The sequence below is a fragment of the Streptomyces melanosporofaciens genome, from assembly GCF_900105695.1.
Lineage (GTDB): Bacteria > Actinomycetota > Actinomycetes > Streptomycetales > Streptomycetaceae > Streptomyces > Streptomyces antimycoticus.
This window is the reverse complement of the sequence record NZ_FNST01000002.1, coordinates 7,611,364-7,634,180: the sequence shown is the minus strand read 5'-3', so window position 1 is coordinate 7,634,180 and position 22,817 is coordinate 7,611,364. Positions and strand designations below refer to the sequence as shown.

General features: G+C 70.7%; 22 protein-coding genes. 12 read left to right on the top strand and 10 right to left on the bottom strand.

Features of this window, described 5'->3' with window-relative positions:
* Positions 1-233: 233 nt before the first annotated feature.
* Positions 234-440: a ferredoxin gene (locus BLV72_RS35455; RefSeq protein ID WP_093467512.1), complete on the bottom strand. Its 207-nt coding sequence runs from the start codon at positions 438-440 to the stop codon at positions 234-236.
* A 79-nt stretch (positions 441-519) separates the two neighbouring features.
* Positions 520-1,614, bottom strand: a complete 1,095-nt coding sequence (locus BLV72_RS35450) for a cytochrome P450 (RefSeq protein ID WP_244321167.1) — start codon at positions 1,612-1,614, stop codon at positions 520-522.
* Positions 1,615-2,086: 472 nt separating this feature from the next.
* Here BLV72_RS35450 and BLV72_RS50425 point away from each other — a divergent pair, with 472 nt between their 5' ends.
* The 4 genes from BLV72_RS50425 to BLV72_RS35435 all read left to right on the top strand — a co-directional run bounded on the left by BLV72_RS50425 (position 2,087) and on the right by BLV72_RS35435 (position 4,933).
* Positions 2,087-2,350, top strand: a complete 264-nt coding sequence (locus BLV72_RS50425; protein WP_244321166.1) for a hypothetical protein — start codon at positions 2,087-2,089, stop codon at positions 2,348-2,350.
* A gap of 335 nt (positions 2,351-2,685) precedes the next feature.
* The gene (locus tag BLV72_RS50420; protein WP_244321165.1) at positions 2,686-3,144 is read left to right on the top strand and encodes a cytochrome P450; all 459 of its coding nucleotides are present in this window, start codon (positions 2,686-2,688) and stop codon (positions 3,142-3,144) included.
* An 80-nt stretch (positions 3,145-3,224) separates the two neighbouring features.
* Positions 3,225-3,896, top strand: coding sequence for a TetR/AcrR family transcriptional regulator (locus BLV72_RS35440; RefSeq protein WP_093467509.1), 672 nt, complete (start codon positions 3,225-3,227; stop codon positions 3,894-3,896).
* Between the two features lie 269 nt (positions 3,897-4,165).
* The gene (locus BLV72_RS35435) at positions 4,166-4,933 is read left to right on the top strand and encodes a hypothetical protein (protein WP_425288454.1); all 768 of its coding nucleotides are present in this window, start codon (positions 4,166-4,168) and stop codon (positions 4,931-4,933) included.
* Between the two features lie 33 nt (positions 4,934-4,966).
* Here the strand turns inward: BLV72_RS35435 and BLV72_RS35430 are convergent, their stop codons facing one another.
* On the bottom strand, positions 4,967-6,829 hold the full coding sequence (locus BLV72_RS35430) for an ABC transporter ATP-binding protein (protein ID WP_093467508.1): 1,863 nt from the start codon (positions 6,827-6,829) through the stop codon (positions 4,967-4,969).
* Positions 6,830-6,964: 135 nt separating this feature from the next.
* Between BLV72_RS35430 and BLV72_RS35425 the strand changes: the two genes are divergently transcribed.
* Positions 6,965-7,405, top strand: coding sequence for a MarR family winged helix-turn-helix transcriptional regulator (locus BLV72_RS35425; protein WP_093467506.1), 441 nt, complete (start codon positions 6,965-6,967; stop codon positions 7,403-7,405).
* 130 nt (positions 7,406-7,535) lie between these two features.
* Here the strand turns inward: BLV72_RS35425 and BLV72_RS35420 are convergent, their stop codons facing one another.
* Positions 7,536-8,276: a L,D-transpeptidase family protein gene (locus tag BLV72_RS35420; protein WP_093467505.1), complete on the bottom strand. Its 741-nt coding sequence runs from the start codon at positions 8,274-8,276 to the stop codon at positions 7,536-7,538.
* Positions 8,277-8,430: 154 nt separating this feature from the next.
* Between BLV72_RS35420 and BLV72_RS35415 the strand changes: the two genes are divergently transcribed.
* Together BLV72_RS35415 and BLV72_RS35410 are read left to right on the top strand one after the other, a co-directional pair.
* Positions 8,431-10,335 (top strand): ABC transporter transmembrane domain-containing protein, encoded by a 1,905-nt coding sequence (locus BLV72_RS35415; protein ID WP_093467503.1) that lies wholly within the window; start codon positions 8,431-8,433, stop codon positions 10,333-10,335.
* Positions 10,332-12,113, top strand: coding sequence for an ABC transporter ATP-binding protein (locus BLV72_RS35410; protein ID WP_093467502.1), 1,782 nt, complete (start codon positions 10,332-10,334; stop codon positions 12,111-12,113). Before BLV72_RS35415 ends, BLV72_RS35410 begins: the two co-directional genes overlap by 4 nt.
* 47 nt (positions 12,114-12,160) lie before the next feature.
* Here BLV72_RS35410 and BLV72_RS35405 read toward each other — a convergent pair whose 3' ends face one another.
* Entirely contained in the window at positions 12,161-12,952 is a 792-nt protein-coding gene (locus BLV72_RS35405) for a metal-dependent hydrolase (RefSeq protein ID WP_093467500.1), read from the bottom strand.
* 136 nt (positions 12,953-13,088) lie between these two features.
* Here BLV72_RS35405 and BLV72_RS35400 point away from each other — a divergent pair, with 136 nt between their 5' ends.
* Both BLV72_RS35400 and BLV72_RS35395 read left to right on the top strand, forming a co-directional pair.
* Positions 13,089-15,617 (top strand): DEAD/DEAH box helicase, encoded by a 2,529-nt coding sequence (locus BLV72_RS35400; RefSeq protein ID WP_093467499.1) that lies wholly within the window; start codon positions 13,089-13,091, stop codon positions 15,615-15,617.
* 61 nt (positions 15,618-15,678) lie between these two features.
* Positions 15,679-16,593 (top strand): acyl-CoA thioesterase, encoded by a 915-nt coding sequence (locus BLV72_RS35395; protein WP_093467497.1) that lies wholly within the window; start codon positions 15,679-15,681, stop codon positions 16,591-16,593.
* A 30-nt stretch (positions 16,594-16,623) separates the two neighbouring features.
* Here BLV72_RS35395 and BLV72_RS35390 read toward each other — a convergent pair whose 3' ends face one another.
* Together BLV72_RS35390 and BLV72_RS35385 are read right to left on the bottom strand one after the other, a co-directional pair.
* Positions 16,624-17,604, bottom strand: coding sequence for a DUF6397 family protein (locus BLV72_RS35390; protein ID WP_093467496.1), 981 nt, complete (start codon positions 17,602-17,604; stop codon positions 16,624-16,626).
* Positions 17,605-17,703: 99 nt separating this feature from the next.
* Positions 17,704-18,108, bottom strand: coding sequence for a roadblock/LC7 domain-containing protein (locus BLV72_RS35385; protein ID WP_014057270.1), 405 nt, complete (start codon positions 18,106-18,108; stop codon positions 17,704-17,706).
* Between the two features lie 119 nt (positions 18,109-18,227).
* Here BLV72_RS35385 and BLV72_RS35380 point away from each other — a divergent pair, with 119 nt between their 5' ends.
* A complete protein-coding gene (locus tag BLV72_RS35380) occupies positions 18,228-18,656 on the top strand; it encodes a PPOX class F420-dependent oxidoreductase (RefSeq protein ID WP_093467494.1) in 429 nt (142 codons plus the stop codon).
* Positions 18,657-18,709: 53 nt separating this feature from the next.
* Here BLV72_RS35380 and BLV72_RS35375 read toward each other — a convergent pair whose 3' ends face one another.
* Positions 18,710-19,903, bottom strand: a complete 1,194-nt coding sequence (locus BLV72_RS35375) for a zinc-dependent alcohol dehydrogenase (protein WP_093467493.1) — start codon at positions 19,901-19,903, stop codon at positions 18,710-18,712.
* The gene (locus tag BLV72_RS35370) at positions 19,872-20,390 is read right to left on the bottom strand and encodes a roadblock/LC7 domain-containing protein (RefSeq protein ID WP_093467491.1); all 519 of its coding nucleotides are present in this window, start codon (positions 20,388-20,390) and stop codon (positions 19,872-19,874) included. Before BLV72_RS35370 ends, BLV72_RS35375 begins: the two co-directional genes overlap by 32 nt.
* A 241-nt stretch (positions 20,391-20,631) precedes the next feature.
* Between BLV72_RS35370 and BLV72_RS35365 the strand changes: the two genes are divergently transcribed.
* Positions 20,632-21,252: a class I SAM-dependent methyltransferase gene (locus BLV72_RS35365; RefSeq protein WP_208905828.1), complete on the top strand. Its 621-nt coding sequence runs from the start codon at positions 20,632-20,634 to the stop codon at positions 21,250-21,252.
* Between the two features lie 55 nt (positions 21,253-21,307).
* Here BLV72_RS35365 and BLV72_RS35360 read toward each other — a convergent pair whose 3' ends face one another.
* On the bottom strand, positions 21,308-22,075 hold the full coding sequence (locus tag BLV72_RS35360) for an alpha/beta fold hydrolase (RefSeq protein WP_093467490.1): 768 nt from the start codon (positions 22,073-22,075) through the stop codon (positions 21,308-21,310).
* Positions 22,076-22,188: 113 nt separating this feature from the next.
* On the opposite strand from BLV72_RS35360, the gene BLV72_RS35355 reads away from it, so the two are divergent.
* Positions 22,189-22,725: a PadR family transcriptional regulator gene (locus BLV72_RS35355; RefSeq protein ID WP_093470736.1), complete on the top strand. Its 537-nt coding sequence runs from the start codon at positions 22,189-22,191 to the stop codon at positions 22,723-22,725.
* Positions 22,726-22,817 lie beyond the last annotated feature (92 nt).

Genomic DNA, 22,817 nt, shown 5'->3' with positions numbered 1-22,817 from the left:
CGTTCGCTGGAGAGCGCAACGGCCCTGAGATTTTTCAAAACACGCCTTGCCAGACGGACACCGGCCACATTAGCCCCGCACCCGTAAGGGAAACCCTAGAAACCCGCGCAGGCTCGGTTAACGCTCCCGGGCATGTTCGCGGGATTTGATTTCACCAATGTTTCACCGGCCGTGTGTCGCGTGCCACCGTGCGTTCTCCGCCGCTGTTCGCGCTCCGGTTCGACCCGTCTTTTTCACGCGCCCGGGTCTTCTTCGATGCGGATCGCACCGGTTGGGCAACGGGATACGACCTCGCGCAGGGTGTCCAGCCGTCCGGCGTCGGGCTGTGCTTCGAGCAGAACGACGGAGCCGTCCTCGTCGCTCTGGTCGAACAGGTCAGGCGCGATCAGCGCGCACTGGCCCGCCGCACAGCACACCTCACGGTCGGCGGTGATCCTCATCGGGTCTCAGTCCTACCTTGTCGTTCGGGATGATGAGCCGGCCACTCGCGGAGTGACCGGCTCAGGAATCCGGGCTCGTTCAGTCGTCCCAGGTGACGGGAAGCGACCTGGGGCCGTAGTGCACGAAGTCATCACGCATCGGGATCTCATCGCCCGGGACCGTCAGCCGCAGCGTGGGGAACCTGTCGAACAGGGCCTCGTAGCCGACGCGCAGGATCGTGCGGGCGAGATGCTGGCCGAGACACTGGTGCACACCGTGGCCGAGCGCCAGGTGCCCATGGTCCGTACGGCCGATGTCGAGCTGGTCAGGGTTGTTGTAGCGCTCGGGGTCGCGGTTGACGGCGGGGAGGGCGACGGTGACCACTTCGCCCTTCTTGATGGCCTGGCCGGCGAACTCGACATCTTCGAGCGCCCACCGGCTGGCCCCGAGGTGGGAGATGGTGAGGAAGCGCAGGAGCTCCTCGACGGCACCCGCCATGAGCTCCGGGTCCTCGCGGAGCCTGGCCAGCTGATCGGGGTGCTCGAGCAGCGTGAAGACGCCCATGGCCAGCATGTTGCCCGTGGTGTCGAAGGCCCCGGTGATCAGCGTGGCGGCCATGCCCATGAGCTCCTGCTCGTTGAGCTGCCCGCCGCGGATCAGGTCACCGAGGAGGTCGTCCCGGGGGTCGTCCATCCTGGTCGGCACGAAGCGGGACAGGAATCCGCTCATCCCGGACACGGCGGCGAGCGCCTCGGGGACGGTGCAGGAGAGGCGTCCGAGCGTCTCCACGTGCCGCTGAAGGGTCTTCCGCTCCGATTCGGGGACGCCGATCATCTCGCACATCACCCGGGAGGGAACGGATTCGGTGAATACCTCGACCAGATCGGCACCCGGCCCGGCCTTTTCCAGATCGTCGAGTTGTTCGTGCACGATTCGCTCGATCATGGGGGCGAGCTGACGCGTACGACGGACCGTGAAAAAGCCGGTGACCAGCTTGCGATACTGGCTGTGGACCGGGTCGTCCGTCTTCGCGAAGGCGCCGGGGTCGGCCGGGCGGCCGTCGTACTGCAGCTCCGTGGGAACCGGAGAGATTATCCCCTCCTGGCGCGCGCTGAAGCTTTTATGAGTGAGGAGTTCCTTCGCTTCGGCGTGCCGCGTGATGAGCCACCCGGGCGACCCATCAGGGTAACTCATGCGCGTTATCCGCTCCTGCTCGCGCAGGGGAGTGTAGCCGTCCGGAGGATCGAAGGGGCAGCTCCGCTGGGTGGGCATTGACACAGTGGGGTGCGGGGCGTCGACCAAGACTCCTCCATCGATTTCACATCCATGCATCGAGGTCGTCGGCGGCTACACCGGCTGGCTCGATGTCGATGCTAGCTTCGTCGTCGACCCGACAGCGCACCGAAAGGCCCCCGCAGACAACGTCTGCAAATTTCCTTAGACAAAGGCGAAAGCTGTTGACCCCGTCCGGGTCGGTGAACTCACCGCGTCGGCCGCCACGTCTGAGCGTGCGGCCCGACCGCCCTCTACCCCCCTTCCCCGAGTGTGCCCGGTCCAACCACAACCGACCCGGGTCGAATGTCGGCCATCCCTCCTAAGGCGATTGTCTTAATAAGAGGACCGCCTTACGGTGATCAAAGGTCTCCGACACTGGAGGAGTCCCCCCATGACGGAAGCCATCCCCGACTACCCCTTCGAGCAGCCGAACGCGCTGGAGCCCCCGCGGGAGGGGGCCGAGACGCGGGCCACGTGCCCCGTGGCACACGTACGGACGCCCAGTGGGGACGTGGTCGGTCTGCTGACCGGGTACGAGGAGGTCCGTGGACTGCTGACCGACCCGCGGTTCAGCCGCAATCCGGACCGCAAGGGCGCCGCCCGCATGTCGACCACCGAGGACCGGGGGGACGTTCAGCCGGCCCTCCCAGGGTGACGCGGACATCAAGGAGGGACCGGGGCACCGGAGGTGGCGGCGGCTGCTCAGCCGCGCGTTCACGGTGAGGAAGATGGAAGCGTGGCGCCCGCGTATCCAGGAGATGGCGGATGAGTTGGTGGGCGCCATGGTGGCCGAGGGGTCACCCGCGGATCTCCGCGCGGCGGTGGCACTCCCCCTTCCCGTGCGGGTCATCTGCGCGCCGCTGGGCGCGCCGAGCGAGGACCATGACAAGTTCGCGCGCTGGTCGGAGACGCTGCTGACGCTGACGCGCTACACCCAGGCCGAAGTGGACGAGGCGCAGGCGGAGTTCCACCCCGAACATGATCCTCAAGATGACGGCGATGTTGCTGTCGCAACGGGAGCGCTACGAAACCCCGCTCGCCGATCCCGGGCTGATGCCGGGAGTGGTGGAGGAGGCCCTGCGGCTGGACGCTCTCGGCGGGGTGGGCATCCCCCGGTTCATCACCGAGGACACGGAGGTCAGCGGGGTGCCGGTGGGCGCCGGGAGCACCCTGCTCGTCAATCTGCACGCGGCCAACCGGGACGAGCGCAAGTTCCCCGACCCCGACCGGTTCGATCCGCGCCAGGAGAACAGCGCCCAGCACGTAGGCTTCGGTGCCGGACCGCATGTCTGCGTCGGTCAGACGCTGGCCCGGGTGGAGCTCCAGGTGTGCCTGGCCACCTTCATCAGGCACCTGCCCGAACTGCGGCTGCGGGACGCCCCGGAAGACCTCCGCATGCGCGAGGGGATCTCGGCGGGCGGCTTCGAGAACCTGTGGGGCACCTGGTGACGGTCCGCGGCGGCGCGGTGGGCGAGCGGCGCCGTGCGTGCGTGCGGGGCATGCCCGACCGGTGCCGTTAGCCTGACGGGATGACTCCTCCGGGCCCGGCCGCCCCGCCCTCTCCGCGCTCCGCGCTCGCGCGGGACAAACTGATGCGCACCGCCGAACGGCTCTACGCCGAGCGCGGGTTCGCGAACGTATCGGTCCGGCAGCTCAGCGAGGCGGCCGGCCAGCGCAACAACTCAGCGGTGCAGTACCACTTCGAGAGCCGGGACAAGCTCATCGAGACGATCCTGTCGCACCACACCCGACTCGTCGAGAAACACCGCATCGTGGTGGTGGAGGCGCTGCGCGAGCGGGAGACCGTGTCCCTGGAGGAGCACTACAGCTGCCTGATCCTGCCGAACGTCGAGAACCACATCGAAGCGGGCACTCCCACATGGTGTGCCCGCTTCCTCGCGCAGGCCCTCGTCGAGCCCGCGCTGCGCGACTACGTCCTTCAGGACCATCTGGACACGCCGTCGCTGCGCCTGCTGGACGAGATAGGTGCCATCCGCCGGGACGGCATCCGCCCGGAACTGCGCGCCCGGCACGGCACGATGGTGCGCCAGCTCTCCGTGCACGCCTTCGCCGAGCTGGAGTACGACCTGGCGAACGGGCGCATCGACCCGGCCACGGCGGAGGAATCCTGGCGGGTGCTCGGCCAGGATCTGATCAAGGCGCTGTGCGGACTCACCACCGGCCTGCTCGGCCCCCGGTGACCATGGGGCTTCCCCAAGCCCTTGGAGACGCCGTGAAAACACGGGGGTGACGGCCTCGTCACGCCCGTGCTGCCACCCTTCGTGCGGGAGTGTCAGCGGGACGCCACGTTCCTGTGGGCACCGACATGCGTGGGAGGTTCCGTCCGATGCCACCGCCGAAGGCTCTCGCGCAGCGGCCCCGGGTGTCGAAGACGGTGCCTGTCCCCACCCAGGATCGGCCGGAAGTACACGGCCCCGCACGGCCCCGGTTCCCTCCGTCCAACGCGGCGGTGACGGCCGCCTTGTCCGGTGGACGCGGACCGGCGGCGCTGCCGCCCTCGCCCGCCCGGTTGCCTCCCGCCGGGCAGGACCTCGTCGGCAATGGCACGGTAGCTTCGGCACGCCGTACCGAGCCCGGCCCTCGGCAGCCGCCCACGGCCGGACCGGCACCGGCGGAGGCGGCGGAGGCGACCCCCGCCGCCTCGGGCGCCGCGCCGGAGACGACAGCACGGCCCGGCCCGGGCGCGGGTCCGAAGTTCGTGACGCTGAAGAAGGACGTACGGCGCAAGAAGCGCTCGGTCGCGAGCTCGCACCCACCCCCGAGGACGGAGGCCGGGGCCGCGCAGGACGCCGCCCGGTTGCCCAAGGACGACGAAGAGGCACAGGGCAAGGCCGCCAACGCCGAGAAGATGAACGAGGCCAAACCGAAGGACTTCGACAAGGACGCGTTCATTAGGGCGGTCGAGAAGGCGATCGCCGAGAAGGCGCCGAAGAACCTCGACGAGGCCGACAAGTTCGCCGACTCCGGCAAGGCCGATGAGGTCCGCGCGGAGGTGCACGGCAAGGCCGACGACGGCAAGACGGACTCGGCCGAGCGGATCAGCCGCGTCCTGCTCGACGAGCTGGGTCTCGAGCCGTCCCCGACGCTCAGAAACCTGGTACCACCTGGGGGTGGTACCCCAGAGCGCCCGGCGCGCCGGATCGTCTCCCGCCCGGCGAGCGATGCCCCGGCACAGGACACGGACACCTCGGCCCCGGCGGGCACCGTGCCCGCGTAACGGGCGCGGTGCGCGGACCAGCGGACCAGCGGACTAGACGGCAGGGACCACCGGCGCCAGGTGGGTGTCGCGCCGCACCAGCGCGGCGTAGCGCCCGTCCTTGGCCAGCAGCTCCTCATGGGTGCCCCGCTCGGCGACTCGGCCGCCGTCGAGGACGACGATCTGGTCGGCGTCGCGCACGGTGGAGAGCCGGTGGGCGATGGTGATCGTGGTGCGACCGGCCGAGAGGGCGTCGATGGCCTGCTGAACGGCCTGCTCGGTGCGGGTGTCCAGGGCGCTGGTGGCCTCGTCGAGGATGAGGACGGGCGGATCGCGCAGAATCGTGCGGGCTATGGCCAGACGCTGCTTCTCCCCGCCGGAGAAGCGATAGCCGCGCTCACCCACGAGGGTGTCATAGCCGTCGGGGAGGGAGGCGATGTGGTCGTGGATCTGGGCGGCCTCGGCCGCCGCCACGATCTCCTCATCGGTCGCGTCGGGCTTGGCGAAGCGCAGGTTCTCGGCGATGGAGGCGTGGAAGAGGTAGGTCTCCTGGGAGACGACGCCGACGGCCCGGGCGAGGCTGTCGAAGTCGAGGTCGCGGACGTCCGCCCCGTCGAGCAGCACCCGCCCGCCGGTCACGTCGTAGAGCCGGGGCACCAGATAGCTGAGGGTCGTCTTGCCCGAACCGGTCGGCCCGACAACTGCCAGGCTGCCGCCCGCGGGAACGGTCAGATCGATGCCGCGCAGGGTGCCCTTCGATGAGCCGTCCTTCGTGTTCTTCGACGGGCCGTCCTTCGATGCGCCGGGGGCCGTGCCCTCGTAGTCGAAGTCGACGCCGTCGAAGCGGACTTCACCGCGCACCTTCTCCAGCCGCACCGGATCGGCGGGCTCGGTGATGTCGATCGGCAGGTCGAGGTATTCGAAGATGCGGGCGAACAGGGCCAGGGAGCTCTGCACCTGCACACCGGTGGACAGCAGGCTGACCGTGGGCCGGAGCAGCCCTTGCTGGAGGGAGACGAAGGCGACGAGCGTGCCGATGGAGACGGCCGGGCCACCGGCCTGGAGGGCGAGTCCCGCGGCCCAGTAGATCAGCGCGGGCATGGCGGCCATGACGATACCGATGGTGGACATCCGCCAGCGGCCGGCCATGTTGGAGCGCACTTCCAGGCCCACGAGACGCTCGGACTCCTCGGCGAACTGCCGGGTGAGCGACTCGGACCGGCCCATGCTGCGGCCGAGCAGGATTCCGCTCACCGACAGCGACTCGGTGACCATCGCGGACATGGCCGCCATCTGCTTCTGGCGCTGCGAGGTGATCTTCTTGCGCTCGGCGCCGACACGACGGCTGATCCAGACGAACACCGGCAGCAGGAGCAGCGAGACGATGGTCAGCCGCCAGTCGAGCGCGAGCATCGCGACGACGGTGGCGACCACACTGGTGAGGTTGGAGACCAGCGAGGTCGCGGTGGAGGTGACGGTGGCCTGCATACCGCCGATGTCATTGGCGATACGGGACTGCACCTCGCCGGTGCGGGTGCGGGTGAAGAAGGCGAGCGGCATGCGCTGCAGCCGGTCGTAGACGGCGGTGCGCAGATCGTGCATGACCCGCTGGCCGACGGTGGTGGAGATCAGGGTCTGCAGAACGCCGAAGACGCTGTTGACGACGGCCGCGGCGATCATGCCGAGGGCGAGCAGGGTGAGCAGCCCGGTGCGGCCGTCGGGGATGGCGGTGTCGAGGATCTCCCGGAGCAGGAACGGGGTGGCGACCGAGACCAGCGCGGAGGCGGCGACCAGCAGGCCGACCACGGTGAGACGGCCGCGGTAGGGACGGAAGAGCCGGAGGATGCGCCGCACTTGGGCGGGCCGCTCGGGCTCCTGGGCGGACGGGGTCCAGGACGGTGGTGTGTCGGGGTGCATGGGCTCCTTCAGGAGTCTGGGAGGCCGCCGCGCGTGACGGCATGGTCGAGCCGTGATCGCGGCGGCGCGGACTTTGAGAGCATAGCTCATTGTTACCTATACTCACAATGAACCGGGTCCTGATAAACTGCGATCATGCCCACCCCCGAGACATCCGGCCTCGTCGCGGAGCAGCTGCTGCGCCTGACCCGCAGACTGCATCGCGCCCAGAGGCGCCATATGGAGCCACTGGGCATCACCCCCGCCCAGTCCCGCCTGCTGCGCACCGTGTCCCACAGCGACCAGCCGCCGCGGATGGCGGACCTGGCGCAGCGCCTCGAGGTGGTCCCGCGCGCCGTGACGACGCTGGTGGACGCCCTGGAGGCGCATGGCTCGGTGCGTCGGATACCGGATCCGTCCAACCGCCGGGTGGTGCGCATCGAACTCACCGACACCGGGCGGGCGACGCTGCGCGCGCTGCGCGAGGCGCGCCGAGCCGCCGCGGAGGACATCCTGGCACCGCTCAGCGATCAGCAGCGCGACGCGCTGGGCGATCTGCTGAACACCCTCTCCGGCACCCCGGACCACCGCTGCTGAGGTCGCGGCGGAAGAGCGGCTGCTGTGGTGAAAGCGCAGCTGGACGCGGGGGAAGAGCGGTGCGACGCCGTATCACAGCGCGACCCACTTCCCCTACGCCCGGACGGCCTTCAAGCCGTACTCGCCGCGCTCAGGCGGCCAGATGCGCCTTGTCCCCCATGACCACCACCGGGTGCAGCTTGGGGTCGAGGTTCTTCAGCAGATACTCCATACCGGACTTGGAGAGGCTGACACAGGCCGAGGTGCCGCTGCCGTGATCCATGTGCAGCCAGATGCTGCCGCCCTTGCTCTGCCCTTCGGGCCGGGTCTGGTCGAGCGGTGAGGCGCCCTTGACGCGGTTGTAGTCGATGGCGATGACGTAGTTGAAGTCCGTCCAGTGGGACTTGGGCCAGTAGTGGGGCGCCGCGAAGGAGCCGGAGGCGGTGTACGGCAGCCGGGCGCCGGGGTCGGGCAGCACCCCGCCCGCGTCGCTGAGCGTGTAGACCCCGACCGGGCTGCGCTTGTCGCCCTCATGATGGCTCGTCGTCCAGCCGCGCTTGCCGTTGTGCGCCGTCCAACTGCGGGTCCGCTCCCACGCCTTGCCCTGCTTGGTATAGAGGACCACGGTCGCGTCCGCGGAGTTCACCCCTTTGCCGTAGACCGCCACGACTTGACGGGACTGGTCCGGGATCCGGGACTGGAGCTTGTCCCCCACATCAGGGATACGCGTGGGATCCGGCGTGGGCGCCCCGCCGCGCAGCGCTTGTTTGCCCGGGTTTCCGCCCTTGTCACCGCCGCCGTCCCCGCCGCCGTTGCCGCAGGCGGTGAGAAGGACAAGGGCCGCGGCGGCCGCGGCCGCCGCGCGCATGGACATCGTGCCGGAGATTCGCATGTCCCCATGGTCCCACCTGCGTAGGACAGTGCCGTATGCGGGATTGGCGTGTTCCGGCCGCTGCGGGGAAAACCAGTTGAATTCCGCACCGTGGGAACGTCAACCTTTCACGTCTCCTACCAGCCCTCCTCAGCCCGCCCGACCTTGGGACGTCATGCACATTCGCGATCTTCCGTATCCCGACCCCGGCCGACCCGACGTACGGTCAGGTCCGCGGTTTCTCTTCTGGCTGGGCAGGAATCAGTTGGGCGGGCAGGTCAAGGCGGCCCTCTGGGGTCTGGTGCACATGGCCGCGCTGGTGTCCTTCCCCATCGCCATCGGCTTCGGTGTGCAGGCGGTCGTGGACCGCTCCGGCTCCCGGCTGGCGATGGCCGGAGCGCTGATGGTGGGGCTCACCGTGCTCACCGCGCTGGGGGACGCCATGCTGCACCGCGCGGCGGTCACCAACTGGATCACGGCGGCGGCACGGGTGCAGCAGCTGCTGGCCCGCAAGGCGGTGGAGCTGGGCTCCGCCCTCACCCGGAAGGTGGCGGCCGGCGAGGTCGTCGCCGTCTCCACGGGCGACGTCGAGAAGATCGGCTGGTTTGTGGAGGCCCTGTCCCGGTTCACGGCCGCCGCGATCACCACCGTCGCGGTCTGTGTGGCCCTGGTTCTCTACCAGCCGGCGCTGGGAGTGGTGGTGGCGGTCGGGGTGCCCGCGCTGGCCCTGGCCGTACTGCCGCTGCTGCCGCGCGCGGCACGCCGGGCCGATGAGCAGCGGGAGAAGGCGGGCCGGGCGACCGAGCTGGCCTCGGACACCGTGGCCGGGCTGCGGGTGCTGCGGGGCATCGGCGGGGAGGAGCTGTTCCTGGGCCGCTACCGGCATGCCTCGCAGGAGGTGCGGGTCGCGGCGGTGCGCAGCGCGCGGATGTGGGCGCTGATCGCGGCCGTGCAGGTCGCGCTGCCGGGGCTGCTGCTGATCGGTGTCGTCTGGTACGGGGCGTCGCTGGCCCGCGACGGACGGATCGAGGTGGGTGAGCTGGTCACCGTGTACAGCGCGGTGACCTTTCTGCTCTTCCCGCTGCGGCACTTCGAGGAGATCGCCATGGCGTACTCCTTCTCCCGGCCCTCGGCGCGGCGCGCGGCCCGGGTGCTGGCGCTGCACCGCTCCTCCCCGGGCAGCGAGGGCGCGGTCGCCGTGGAGGGCGGCGAGCGGGGGGAGGCGCAGGAGGCCATCGCGCCGCTCGGCGGGGATCTGTACGACCCGGCGAGCGGGATGCTGGCGCCCAGCGGGCTGCTGACCGCGGTGGTGTGCGGCGACCCGGACGCGGCAGGGCGGCTGGCCGACCGGCTCGGCGGACATCCCACCCACGACGGCCCGGGCGACGGGGGCCAGGCCGGGGCACCGTCGGCGCTGCTGGGCGGGGTCGCCCTGGACGAGGTGCCGCTGACCACGGCGCGCGCCGCGGTGCTGGTGCAGGACAAGGATCCGGTGCTGCTGTCGGGGGCGCTCGCCGAGCTGCTGGACGTGCCGAGGTCCGGCGAGGTCTCGGCGGAGAAGGCGCTCGAGGCGGCCCAGTGCGGCGATGTGCTGGACGCGCTGGCGCAGGCGTCGGCCGCCGAGGCGGACGACGCCGGCCCCATGCGCACCCGGATCACCGAGCGCGGCCGCTCCCTGTCGGGTGGCCAGCGGCAGCGGCTGGCACTGGCCCGCTCGCTGGTGACCGATCCGGAGGTGCTGGTGCTGGACGAGCCGACCTCGGCGGTGGACTCGCACACCGAGGCGCGGATCGCCGACGGGGTGCGGCGGCTGCGGGCGGGCCGGACGACCATCGTGCTCACCTCCAGCCCGCTGCTGCTGGACCGGGCCGACCGGGTGGTGTTCGTGCCCGACGGCGCGGCGGCGGGGGTGGGCACCCACCGTGAGCTGCTGGGCACCGATCCCGCGTATCGCGCGGTCGTCACCCGCGAGACGGAGGACGAGGCCACCGCGCGGAGGGCCGGGCGAGGCACCGGGCCGGCCGGACACGACCTGAAGGACATCGGGCGGATCGAGGAACAGATCGAGGAGTCGGCATGATCGGCGTGGCACCGCCCGGCTATGACCCGGCCGCACCGGAGTCGGCGACGACGCTGCCGGTCGGCACACCCATCACCGTGCGGGCCTATGTGCGTGAGCTGCTGCGGCGGCATCGGGCCGCGTTCACCGTGCTGATGGTCGTGAACGCGACCGCGGTGATCGCCTCCATGGTCGGCCCCCAACTGCTGGGGGGCCTGGTCGAGGACCTCTCCCAGGGCAAGGAGGACCTCCACATCGGCCGCATCGTGGCGCTGTTCACGGTGGCGCTGGTGGTGCAGACCGTGTTCGTCCGGATGGTGCGGCTGCGCGGCGCGGTGCTGGGCGAGGAAATGCTGGCGGATCTGCGGGAGGACTTTCTCGTACGGTCGGTGGGTCTGCCGCCGGGGGTGCTCGAGCGGGCCGGGACCGGGGATCTGCTGTCCCGGATCACCACCGATATCGACCGGCTGGCGAACGCGATGCGCGAGGCCGTGCCGCAGCTGGCCATCGGCGTGGTGTGGACCGGGCTGCTGCTCGGCGCGCTGACCCTGACCGCTCCCCCACTGGGGCTCGCGGTGCTGGTGGCGCTTCCGGTGCTGGTGATCGGCTGTCGCTGGTACTACCGCCGCGCGCCGAGCGCCTACCGCTCGGAGGCGGCCGGCTATGCGGCGGTGTCCGCCTCCCTGACCGAGAGCGTGGACGCCGGGCGGACCATCGAGGCCCACCGGCTGGGCGACCGGCGGATCGCCCAGTCCGAGCTGCGTATCAAGCAGTGGACGGCGTGGGAACGCTACACGCTCTGGCTGCGCTCGGTGCTCTTCCCGGTGATCAATGTCAGCTACACGCTGATCACCGGTTCGGTGCTGATGATCGGCGGCGTGTGTGTGATGCGGGGCTGGATGTCGATCGGCGATCTGACCACCGGGGCGCTGCTGTCGCAGATGCTGGTCGAGCCGATCGGGCTGATCCTGCGCTGGTACGACGAGCTGCAGGTCGCGCAGGTGTCGCTGGCCCGGCTGGTCGGGGTGCGGGAGATCGAGGAGGGCCCCGCCGACGAGGGGGTGGTTCCCGGCGGCCGGGAGGTGCGGGCCGATGAGGTGCGGTTCGGCTACCACGAGGGCAGCGATGTGCTGCACGAGGTGTCCATGAAGGTGCCCCCGGGGACGCGGCTGGCGCTGGTGGGCCCGTCCGGGGCGGGGAAGTCCACCCTGGGGCGGCTGCTGGCCGGGATCTATTCCCCGCGCACCGGCCGGGTGACATTGGGCGGGGCGGAGCTGGCGCGGATGCCGGCCGAGCGGGTCCGTGAGCATGTGGCCCTGGTCAACCAGGAGCACCATGTCTTCGTGGGCTCGCTGCGTGACAATCTGCTGCTGGCCCGCGCCGTCGCCACGGACGCCGAGCTGTGGGCGGCGCTGGGCGCGGTGGACGCCGACGGCTGGGCCCGCGCGCTGGACGAGGGCCTGGACACCGAGGTCGGATCGGGCGGTCTCGCGCTCACCCCCGCACAGGCGCAGCAGATCGCGCTGGCCCGGCTGGTGCTCGCCGATCCCCATACGCTGGTGCTGGACGAGGCCACCTCGCTGCTGGACCCGCGGGCGGCGCGCCATCTGGAGCGCTCGCTGGGGCGGGTGCTGGAGGGCAGGACCGTGGTGGCGATCGCCCACCGGCTGCACACCGCGCATGACGCGGATGTGATCGCCGTGGTCGAGAGCGGCCGGATCACCGAGCTGGGCAGCCATGACGAACTCGTCGCGGCGGACGGGGCCTACGCCGCGCTGTGGCGCTCCTGGCATCAGTGAGGAGGGTGGCCGCGCCCCGGCGCGGCCGCCCTCGTCCCGTCCGGGGGTCAGATGACGCCGAGGGCGGCCAGTCCACCCATGCCGCCGAGCAGCATGAAGACCGGCATCAGCACCTTCAACTCGACCCAGCTGCCGGCCCGGAAACGCATGCCCTTGGGCGGGCCGAGCGCGTACCAGCGCTTGCGGCCGATCGGGATGGGCCACAGGATCGGGCAGCCGGAGACGGTGAGCGCGTCCCCAATGTCGTGGACCAGGGCGCCGAGCACGATCGGCAGGCCGAGCCAGAGGTACTCCTGGCCCGGTGCGCTGAACAGCCAGTCCGAGCCGTTGCCCGGCTGGTGCAGCACATCGGCGAGGATCCAGGCGCTGGCCGCGCCGAGCAGCCATACCAGGACATCGCTGGAGACCCGGGCCGCGCGCCACAGCAGCCCCTCGACGGCCAGCACCATATGCACGAAGAGGATGCCCAGCACCGCCCAGCGCCCGCCGACCAGGGCGAGCGCCGAGGCTCCGGCGCCGATCAGCACCGCCCATACCCAGGTGTGGGTGAGGGTGCGGTGGCCGCCCGAGCGGCGCGGGTCGCCCTGCTTCCTGGTCGCCTTGTAGACGGAGTACGAGAGCTTGTCGATCACCTCGCACAGTCCCTTTGAGATGGGCCCGAAGGCGCGCGATATGGTCGCCGCCTTGTGGTCGAGGTCGGGGGCGAGCGCCGCTCCCGCGCAGATCAGCGCGCCGGCGACCAGCACCGGCCAGGGCATCGAGTGGCCGGCCGCCGCGGCTGCCGCCCCCACCCCCAGCCAGGCCGCCGCTCCGGACAGCGAATGCGCCGGTCCCATCATGGTCGTACCCCGCCCCTGTTCTTTCCCGCTTCCACGCGGGAGTTGACTGCTTCGGCCCGGCACAGCCTAGCGGCGGGCGATCTTCGTCCGCACAGCCGGTTCCCGTCCCGGCGGGGAAACCAGGCAGTATAGGTGCGTGACTCTTATCGATCAGCTGCCGAGCAACGCCGACCCCGACGCACTTTTCGAGGCGTTCTCCACCTGGGTCGAGGAGCGGGGCATCTCGCTCTACCCCGCCCAGGAGGAAGCGCTGATCGAGGTGGTGTCCGGGGCGAATGTCATCCTGTCCACCCCCACCGGATCGGGCAAGAGCCTGGTGGCGGCGGGCGCCCACTTCGCCGCGCTCGCCCGGGACCAGGTCACCTTCTACACCGCGCCGATCAAGGCCCTGGTATCGGAGAAGTTCTTCGAGCTGTGCAAGCTCTTCGGCACCGAGAACGTCGGGATGCTGACCGGAGACGCGTCGGTCAACGCGGACGCGCCGGTCATCTGCTGTACGGCCGAGGTGCTGGCGTCCATCGCCCTGCGGGACGGCAAGGACGCCGATATCGGCCAGGTGGTGATGGACGAGTTCCACTTCTATGCGGAGCCGGACCGGGGCTGGGCGTGGCAGATCCCTCTGCTGGAGCTGCCGCAGGCACAGTTCATCCTGATGTCGGCGACGCTCGGTGATGTGAGCCGGTTCGAGGGGGATCTGACCCGGCGCACCGGGCGGCCCACCGCGGTCGTGCGGTCCGCGACCCGGCCGGTGCCGCTGAGCTACGAATACCGGACGACGCCGCTGACCGAAACGCTGACCGAGCTGCTGGAGACCCAGCAGGCGCCGGTCTACATCGTGCACTTCACACAGGCGGCGGCGGTCGAGCGGGCCCAGGCGCTGATGAGCATCAATATGTGCTCGCGCGCCGAGAAGGACGAGATCGCCTCGCTGATCGGCAATTTCCGGTTCACCACCAAGTTCGGCCAGAACCTGTCCCGTTACGTCCGGCACGGGATCGGCGTGCACCATGCGGGCATGCTGCCCAAGTACCGGCGGCTGGTGGAGAAGCTGGCGCAGGCCGGGCTGCTCAAGGTCATCTGCGGTACGGACACCCTCGGCGTGGGCGTCAATGTGCCCATCCGCACCGTCCTGTTCACCGCGCTGACCAAGTACGACGGTCAGCGGGTGCGGACGCTGCGGGCCCGGGAGTTCCACCAGATCGCGGGCCGGGCCGGCCGGGCCGGCTTCGACACCGCGGGCTTTGTGGTGGCCCAGGCGCCCGAGCACGTCGTCGAGAACGAGAAGGCGCTCGCGAAGGCCGGGGACGATCCGAAGAAGCGCCGCAAGGTGGTCCGCAAGAAGGCGCCGGAGGGCTTCGTCAACTGGGGCCAGAACACCTTCGAGAAGCTCATCGCCTCCGAACCCGAGCCGCTCACCTCCCGGTTCCGGGTCACCCACGCGATGCTGCTGTCGGTCATCGCCCGGCCCGGCAACGCCTTCGAGGGGATGCGCCGCCTGCTGGAGGACAACCACGAGCCGCGCAAGAACCAGCTGCGGCACATCCGCCGGGCGATCGCGATCTATCGGTCGCTGCTGGACGGCGGGGTGGTCGAGCGGGTGGAACCACAGGGCGCCGACGGTGCGGACGGGGGCGCCCCGATCGTCCGGCTGACGGTGGATCTGCAGCAGGACTTCGCGCTCAACCAGCCGCTGTCCACCTTCGCGCTGGCCGCCTTCGAGCTGCTGGACCCCGAATCGCCCTCCTACGCCCTGGACATGGTCTCGGTCGTCGAGTCGACGCTGGACGATCCCCGGCAGATCCTGGCGGCGCAGCAGAACAAGGCGCGCGGTGAGGCGGTCGCCGCGATGAAGGCGGACGGCGTCGAGTACGAGGAGCGCATGGAGCGGCTCCAGGACATCTCCTACCCCAAGCCGCTGGAGGAGTTGCTCTTCCACGCGTACGGGCTCTACCGCAAGAGCCATCCCTGGGTCGGCGACCATCCGCTGTCGCCCAAGTCGGTGATCCGCGACATGTACGAACGGGCGATGACCTTCACCGAGTTCACCTCGTTCTACGACCTGGCGCGGACCGAGGGCATTGTGCTGCGCTACCTGGCCAGCTCCTACAAGGCCCTGGACCACACCGTGCCGGACGACCTGAAGTCCGACGATTTCCAGGACATCGTCGCCTGGCTCGGCGAAATGGTGCGGCAGGTCGACTCCAGCCTCCTGGATGAGTGGGAGCAGCTGGCCAACCCGGAGGACGAGTCGGCGGAGGAAGCGCAGGAGCGCGCCGACCAGGTCAGGCCGGTCACCGCGAACGCCCGCGCCTTCCGCGTGCTGGTGCGCAACGCGATGTTCCGCCGGGTGGAGCTGGCCGCTTTGGACAAGGTCGCCGAGCTCGGGGAGATGGACGCCGACTCCGGCTGGGACGAGGACGCCTGGGCGGAGGCGATGGACGGGTACTGGGAGGAGTACGAGGAGCTCGGCACCGGACCGCAGGCCCGCGGGCCGAAGCTGCTGCTGATCGAGGAGGACCCCGAGCACGGCCTGTGGCGGGTGCGGCAGACCTTCGACGACCCGAACGGCGACCACGACTGGGGCATCTCGGCGGAGGTCGATCTCGCCGCCTCCGACGAGGAGGGCCGGGCGGTGGTCCGGCTCACCGACGTGGGCCAACTGTAGCCTCCTGAACGCGGTCCACGCCGAGGACCGGCCCGGACCCCTCAGTGAAGGAGCACCACCGATGACCAATCCCGCCGAGCGCCTGGTCGATCTGCTCGATCTGGAACGGATCGAGCAGGACATCTTCCGCGGCCTCAGCCCCGATGAGTCGCTGCAGCGGGTGTTCGGCGGGCAGGTGGCGGGCCAGGCACTGGTGGCCGCCGGGCGGACCACCGACGGGCTGCGTCCGGTGCACTCGCTGCACGCGTACTTCCTGCGCCCGGGGCGGCCGGGCGTGCCCATCGTGTACCAGGTGGAGCGGATCCGGGACGGGCGCTCCTTCACCACCCGCCGGGTCGTCGCCATCCAGCAGGGTCGCACGATCTTCAATCTGACGGCCTCCTTTCATTCTGCTGAGCCGGGTATCGAGCAGCAGCTGCCGATGCCCGAGGTGCCCGGCCCGGAGGGTCTGCCGACCCTCGCCGACGAGGTCCGCTCCCATCTGGGAGCGCTCCCCGAGGCGTTCGCCCGCATGGAGCGCCGACAGCCCTTCGACGTCCGCTATGTGGAGCGGCTGCGCTGGACGGACGAGGAGCTCAAGGGCGTGGAGCCGCGCAGCGCCGTATGGATGCGCGCGGTGGGGCCGCTCGGGGACGACCCGCTGGTGCACACCTGCGCGCTCACCTATGCGAGCGACATGATGCTGCTGGACGCGGTGCGGATGCCGGTCGAGCCGCTGTGGGGCCCACGGGGCTTCGACATGGCCTCGCTGGATCACGCCATGTGGTTCCACCGGCCGTTCCGCACGGATGAGTGGTTTCTCTACGACCAGGAGTCGCCCGTGGCCACGGGCGGCCGGGGACTGGCGCGCGGCCGGATCTACGACCGTGCGGGCCGGCTGCTGGTGTCGGTGGTGCAGGAGGGGCTGTTCCGCCCGCTGCGGCCCGCCGAAAGTGCTGCTGAAGGAGCCGGCGGAGAAGCCGCCGACGGCGGCTGAGCGCCCCGGGGGTGTATGCCGCGCCCAGTCTCATCGCCTGCCGACCAGCTTCTGCCACAGGCTCCGCGGGCGTCCCGGAACCCGGGTGCGGTCCTCGATCGGCCGCTCCGCCCCGGCGTCCGGGCGCGGCGCCGGCCGGGCCCGGCGGGCATCGCCCAGTGAGGAAGCGAGGGCGGCCCGATAGCGCCCAATCTCCCGTGGGTCGTCGGCCGTGACCACCGCGTCGATGACATCCCGGACCGCGCCGGCCTCGGGGCGCATCCGGACAAGCGCGGGGCGGAGCTGCCGCAGATGTGCCCGCTCGTACGGATCGGCCACGGCCGAGGCCAGTTCGACGGAGCCGAGCACCGAGGCCAGGACCGCGGCCCGCTCCCAGGGGTCCTCGGTCTGGTCGAGCAACTGGCCGATCCGGCGGCCACGCCATTTCGCGGCCCGCCAGTCCTCCCCGGCGGCCAATGCGGCGCTCAGCCCCGGCGGGGTGCGACCGCTCAGCAACTCCGGCTGCCGGATGGCGAACTCGGTCAGCTCCGACGCCAGATAGAGCCATACGACGGCCCGATAGCGATTGACATAGAACCGGACGGGGGCGAAGAAACCCCCGCGCGCGAGACGGGTCAGCCTGCCCTGGCTGATACCGAGCAGCTTCGCGCCCTCCGCCGTGCCGACCACGCGCAGGCGGACGATGAGCGCCTCCGGGAAGCCCTCGGCGGCGGTCACCCGCCTCAACTCCTCGCACGCCACCCGCCGGCCCAGGCCGGTGGTGACGGTGCGCACCTCTCCCAGCTGCACGGCCAGCTCGAACTCTCGCGATGTGAGCCCCAGCGCCCGGGCCGCCGCGCCGAATCCGACGCTCTCGCCCGCTCCGCCCGGCTCCGCCGGCCCGCCAGGGTCTTCCGGCCCGCGAGGGTCTTCCGGCCCGCTCGCCTGCCCCGGTACGCCCGGCTCGCCGAGCCACTCCAGGCCCCACGGCCCCTTGCTCTCCCGCAGTTCCTGATCCATCCGCACTGCCATGACGACGTCCTCCCCCGCACTGCCTCAATCACTGACAGTGACGACGATAGCCGCGAAGCAAGACGGCCGGTCAGGCCTGTGGATAACTTCCGCGCGGCATCAGCCGGGTGTGCCGGTCTCCTGCCTGGCCTCGACTCCCAGGTGCTCCCCCACCCGGTTGACCAGCAGCGCCATCTCGTAGGCGACCTGCCCCACATCGGAGTCCGGCCCGGTGAGCACACACAGACAGCTGCCGTCCCCGGCCGCGGTGACGAAGAGGACGCCCTCGTCGAATTCGACCATCGTCTGCCGCACTCGGCCCGTCCGGAAGTGGTGACCGGACCCCTTGGCGAGACTGTGCAGTCCCGAGGCCACCGCGGCCAGGTGCTCGGCGTCCTGGCGCACCAGTGTGGAACTCGCCCCCGTCACCAACCCGTCGTTGGACAGCACCAGCGCATGCCGTATCTCCGCGATCCGCTCGGTCAGGTCGTCCAGTAACCAGTCGAGCCCCTTGTTCACTGCCATATTCGATTCCTCCCCGATTCCCCTTCAGCTGCGTGCCAGCCTTTCTCACTGCCGCCGTCTGGGCAACCCGCCCCGCCCGGCACCCCACGGTTGTGCGCTGATTGACGCAGGATGGGGACATGGCACAGAACATGACCAAGGATCAGTGGCAGAAGTTCCTCATGGAGGGCACCCGTACCGCGAAGCTGTCGACGGTGCGGGCCGACGGAAGCGCGCACATCGCCCCCGTGTGGTTCCTGCTGGACGGCGACGACCTTCTCTTCAACACAGGTCAGGAGACGGTCAAGGGACGCAACTTGGCCCGGGACGGCCGGGTCGCCATCTGCGTGGACGACGACAGGCCGCCGTTCGCCTTCGTCACGCTGCGGGGTCAGGCCGAACTCATCGACGATCTGCAGCAGGTCCGCGACTGGGCGACCCGGATCGCCGCCCGTTATATGGGCGAGAGCCGGGCGAAGGAGTTCGGCGACCGCAACGGAGTGCCGGGCGAGCTGCTGGTCAGGGTGCGCATCGACAAGGTACTCGCGCTCGCCGGAGTCGCCGACTAGCGAGATTCGACCGAAATCCATTCCTTCATGACGCACCCCCGCCCATCCGACGTTTACGGGCGCATGAGGACCTTTATCGCACCGTCCTCCTTGTGCTGGAACATCTCATAGGCGCGGGGTGCCTCCTCCATGGGCATGCGATGGGTGGCGAACCCGTCGACGCCCAGCGGGTCGTCGTCCGTCAGCAACGGGAAGATGTCGTCGGCCCAGCGCCGCACGTTCGCCTGGCCCATCCGCAGCTGGATCTGCTTGTCGAACATGGTCATCAGCGGCAGCGGATCGGCCATGCCGCCGTACACCCCGCTGAGGGAGATCGTTCCACCGCGCCGCACCAGTGCGATGGCCAGCCGCAGCGCCGCCAGCCGGTCGACCCCGGCCTTCTCCGTGAGCTTGGCGGCCCAGTCCCGCGGCAGGAAGCCCGTGACCCGCTGGGCGGTCCGGCCGAGCGGGCTGCCATGGGCCTCCGCTCCCACCGCGTCGATGACCGCGTCCGGTCCGCGGCCGCTGGTGGTCGAGAGGATGGCCTCGACCAGGTCCTCCTGACGGGAGAAGTCATCGAGGTCATGGACCTCGACGCCGTCGGCGCGCGCTCGGCGCAGCCGTTCGGGGACGAGGTCCACTCCGATGACCCGGTCGGCCATTCCCCGGACCTTCGCCACCCGGCAGGCCATGATTCCGATGGGGCCCAGTCCCAGGACCGCGAGCGTGCCACCGCGCGGGATCTCCGCGTACTCGACGGCCTGCCATGCCGTGGGCAGCACGTCGGACAGATAGACGTAGCGGTCGTCCTGGACTCCTTCGGGCACCTTGATCGGGCCGTACTGGGCCTGCGGCACCCGCAGATACTCCGCCTGGCCGCCGGCCACCGCGCCGTAGAGCTTGGTGAAGCCGAAGAGCTCCGCGCCCGTGCCGTGCTCGACGACCTGGGTGGTCTCGCACTGCGTCGGCAGACCGGAGCGGCACATCCAGCAGTGTCCGCAGGCGATCTGGAACGGGACCACCACGCGGTCGCCGGGGCTGATGTGCGTCACCTCGGGACCGGTCTCCTCCACGATGCCCATCGGCTCGTGGCCGAGGATGTCGCCGGGGGTCATGAAGGGCGTGAGCACCTCGTACAGATGCAGATCGGAGCCGCAGAGTCCGGTGGTGGTGATCCGGACGACCGCGTCCGTCGGCTCCTTGATGATCGGGTCCGGCACTGTCTCGACCCGCACATCATGTCGGCCCTGCCAGGTCACCGCTCGCATCGCCGCATCCCTTCGCCGTGGTCGTCGGCATGGTCTTCCGGGGCCCGCTACGGGTACCCCGGCGGATCCGGGCGAAGCGCCGGCGGGACCACGGCCCGCGCCGCCGGTCCACCAAGTCCACGAGCCGGGATGTCTCCGCGGCGACCACGGACGGCTCGGCGCCCGCGGCGCTCAGCACGGCCAGACACGCGCCGTCCGCCAGCGCCGCGACGAAGAGGAGTCCCGCCGCCATCTCGATCATCGTTCGCCGAGGCGGGCCGCCGCGCCCCCGGCGCCCCGCGCTCGCGGCGACGCGGTGGAATCCGGAGGCGACGGCGGCCAGGTGCTCGGCCTCGTGGCGGGAGAGCCCACGGGACGCGCTGACGGTCGCCCCGTCCCGGGAGAGCACCACGGCATGGCGTACGCCTCCGGCCCCGGCCACCAGATCGTCCAGGATCCGGTCGAGATCGGCCATGGAGCGTGCGGCGGCGCTGCGGGGCTTGGTCATGGGCGGTCTCCCTCGGTCGGGATGCGCCGCGCCGGGCGGCGCTCCGGGTGTCCCCTGAGCCAGGGACGCTAGACCCGGCGGGGGCGCACATTGGGGGCGCATTACGGAACCTGTTGAAATTTGACAGAGTCAGATGCCAGAGCGATCGGCCAGCGTCCGAATCTGCCCTCGATACGGGCGTAGGCTGCTTGTTCACCGCATCGCTTCACCGTTCGTATCCAAGGTGTCCCGAGGAGTTCCCGTGCCGCATGAGCCCTCCCGCGGAAACAGCGCGGCCGACGTGAGGGACTTCTTCACTCCCCGGGCGGCCGACTGGGACAGCCGCTTCCCGGACGACGGCCCCGCCTACGCCGCCGCCGTCGCCGACCTCGGGCCGCGACCCGGGGACGCGGTCCTCGACGCGGGGTGCGGGACGGGGCGCGCGCTGCCCGCGCTGCGCGCCGCGGTCGGTCCCGAGGGAACCGTCCTCGGCGTGGACCTCACGCCCGCCATGCTGGATGCCGCCGTACGCGAGGGCCGGGACGGCTTCGCGGGCCTCGCCCTCGCCGATGTGGCGCGGCTGCCGCTGCGCGACGACTGCCTCGACGCGGTGTTCGCCGCCGGGCTGATCTCCCATCTCACCGAGCCCGGGCCGGGCTTGCGGGAGCTGGCCCGGGTGGTGCGCCCCGGCGGGCGGCTCGCGCTGTTCCATCCGGTGGGGCGGGCCGCTCTCGCCGCCCGCCACGGCCGCCCCCTCACCCCCGACGACCTGCGGGCGGAGCCCCAGCTGCGGCCGTTGCTGGCGGGCGCCGGCTGGCGCCTGGAGTCCTACGCCGACGAGGACGCGCGCTTTCTGGCGCTCGCCGTCCGCGAAGTCGACTAGACGGGACGGAACGGCCGACCGGATTGGATCGGATCGGTCAGCCGGATCGTTCCGGTCAGGGCTGATCCGCGATCGCCGCCGCGAAGCCGGGGGCGTTGTCGAACATCACGTTGTGCCCCGCTCCGGGCACGGTGCGGACCATCACTCCGGCCGCCGTCAGCTCCTCGCGCCCGGTGAGCTCGTCGCCGTGCCCGCCGACGAGATACATGCGGGGGATCTCCAGGCCGAGGAGCATCGCCCGCATGGTCGGCCGGGTGCCGCGGGCCAGCGCACACGCGCTGCGGTGCAGGGCGGTCGGGTCGGCGAGCCGCATCGTCGCCCGCCACACCGGCCCGACCCGCTCCAGGGTCTCCTCGAATCCGCCGCCGCGTACGAACGCGTCCTCCGTGTAGGTGGCGATCCGGCTGCTGCCCGCCGTCAGCGGCGGATCCGGATCCAGATTGGCCTCGGTGAGCACCAGGCGGGACACCAGCTCCGGGCGGCGCACCGCCAGCACGATGGCGACCGATCCGCCCATGCTGTGCCCGATGACCTCCGCGCCCCGCACCCCGGCCGCGTCGAGGGCCGCGGCCAGTGCGTCGGCGTGGTCCTCCAGCGTGTAGCCGAAATCGGCGGGGCGGTCGCTGATCCCATGGCCGGGCAGATCCACGAAGAGCGACCGACGGCCCGCGAGGGCCGGGACGGCGCCTATATGGGCGTTATAGACGGCCGACATCGCGCCGAGCCCATGGACATATACCCGCGGCGGACCGCCGTCCCCGGCCCCGGCCGTGCCGGTCCATCTGATGAGGGCCCCCTCCGGGCCGAATGAAGCGTGCTGCATGGCCTGACTCCCGCCTCACGGATCGCGTCGGACACCCGACCCTACCTCGGCAATACATCGGAGTCGATGTATTACGTCTGCGAGGTACAGCGGTCATGCGGCACAATGCGGCCATGCTCGAACTCGCCATCCTGGGCTTCCTCCACGACGTCCCCCTGCACGGTTACGAGCTGCGCAAGCGCATCGCCGCCCTGACCGGACATGTGAAACCCGTGGCCGAGAGCACCCTCTATCCGGCGATCAAGCGGCTGGAGAAGGCCGGGCTGCTGGCCCGCCGGACCCAGCCCGGCGCGGGGGCGGCACCGCGGCACGTCCTCACGCTGACCGCCGAGGGACATGCGGAGCTGCGCCGCCGCCTCGCGCATCCGGCGGACATCGACATCACCGACGAGAACCGCTGGTTCACCCTGCTGGCGTTCCTGCGGCATCTCGACGACCCGTCGGCACAGGCGGAGCTGCTGGAGCGCCGGATGGCGTTTCTGCGGCAGCCGTCGAGCTTTTTCTACGAGGGCGACCGGCCGCTGCGGGCCGAAGAGGTGGAGGACCCCTTCCGGCGTGGCATCCTCACCATCGCCCGGGCCACCAGCCAGGCCGAACTGTCCTGGCTGCGGCGCACGCTCGACACACTCCGGGCGGCGACCGACGACTGAGGGCCGACCGCGACCCGTGTCTCGACTCCATGGCTACTGGGTGGTTAAGGTGCGCGACGACGGATCGCCCTTCGGATCCGCATGCGCAAGAG

What these genes read in the sequence shown, in the direction of transcription:
- BLV72_RS35455 (WP_093467512.1), bottom strand. Translation starts at nt 440, where the DNA reads ATGAGGATCACCGCCGACCGTGAGGTGTGCTGTGCGGCGGGCCAGTGC.
- BLV72_RS35450 (WP_244321167.1), bottom strand. Translation starts at nt 1,614, where the DNA reads ATGAGTTACCCTGATGGGTCGCCCGGGTGGCTCATCACGCGGCACGCC.
- BLV72_RS50425 (WP_244321166.1), top strand. Translation starts at nt 2,087, where the DNA reads ATGACGGAAGCCATCCCCGACTACCCCTTCGAGCAGCCGAACGCGCTG.
- BLV72_RS50420 (WP_244321165.1), top strand. Translation starts at nt 2,686, where the DNA reads ATGACGGCGATGTTGCTGTCGCAACGGGAGCGCTACGAAACCCCGCTC.
- BLV72_RS35440 (WP_093467509.1), top strand. Translation starts at nt 3,225, where the DNA reads ATGACTCCTCCGGGCCCGGCCGCCCCGCCCTCTCCGCGCTCCGCGCTC.
- BLV72_RS35430 (WP_093467508.1), bottom strand. Translation starts at nt 6,829, where the DNA reads ATGCACCCCGACACACCACCGTCCTGGACCCCGTCCGCCCAGGAGCCC.
- BLV72_RS35425 (WP_093467506.1), top strand. Translation starts at nt 6,965, where the DNA reads ATGCCCACCCCCGAGACATCCGGCCTCGTCGCGGAGCAGCTGCTGCGC.
- BLV72_RS35420 (WP_093467505.1), bottom strand. Translation starts at nt 8,276, where the DNA reads ATGCGAATCTCCGGCACGATGTCCATGCGCGCGGCGGCCGCGGCCGCC.
- BLV72_RS35415 (WP_093467503.1), top strand. Translation starts at nt 8,431, where the DNA reads ATGCACATTCGCGATCTTCCGTATCCCGACCCCGGCCGACCCGACGTA.
- BLV72_RS35410 (WP_093467502.1), top strand. Translation starts at nt 10,332, where the DNA reads ATGATCGGCGTGGCACCGCCCGGCTATGACCCGGCCGCACCGGAGTCG.
- BLV72_RS35405 (WP_093467500.1), bottom strand. Translation starts at nt 12,952, where the DNA reads ATGATGGGACCGGCGCATTCGCTGTCCGGAGCGGCGGCCTGGCTGGGG.
- BLV72_RS35395 (WP_093467497.1), top strand. Translation starts at nt 15,679, where the DNA reads ATGACCAATCCCGCCGAGCGCCTGGTCGATCTGCTCGATCTGGAACGG.
- BLV72_RS35390 (WP_093467496.1), bottom strand. Translation starts at nt 17,604, where the DNA reads ATGGCAGTGCGGATGGATCAGGAACTGCGGGAGAGCAAGGGGCCGTGG.
- BLV72_RS35385 (WP_014057270.1), bottom strand. Translation starts at nt 18,108, where the DNA reads ATGGCAGTGAACAAGGGGCTCGACTGGTTACTGGACGACCTGACCGAG.
- BLV72_RS35380 (WP_093467494.1), top strand. Translation starts at nt 18,228, where the DNA reads ATGGCACAGAACATGACCAAGGATCAGTGGCAGAAGTTCCTCATGGAG.
- BLV72_RS35375 (WP_093467493.1), bottom strand. Translation starts at nt 19,903, where the DNA reads ATGCGAGCGGTGACCTGGCAGGGCCGACATGATGTGCGGGTCGAGACA.
- BLV72_RS35370 (WP_093467491.1), bottom strand. Translation starts at nt 20,390, where the DNA reads ATGACCAAGCCCCGCAGCGCCGCCGCACGCTCCATGGCCGATCTCGAC.
- BLV72_RS35360 (WP_093467490.1), bottom strand. Translation starts at nt 22,075, where the DNA reads ATGCAGCACGCTTCATTCGGCCCGGAGGGGGCCCTCATCAGATGGACC.
- BLV72_RS35355 (WP_093470736.1), top strand. Translation starts at nt 22,189, where the DNA reads ATGCTCGAACTCGCCATCCTGGGCTTCCTCCACGACGTCCCCCTGCAC.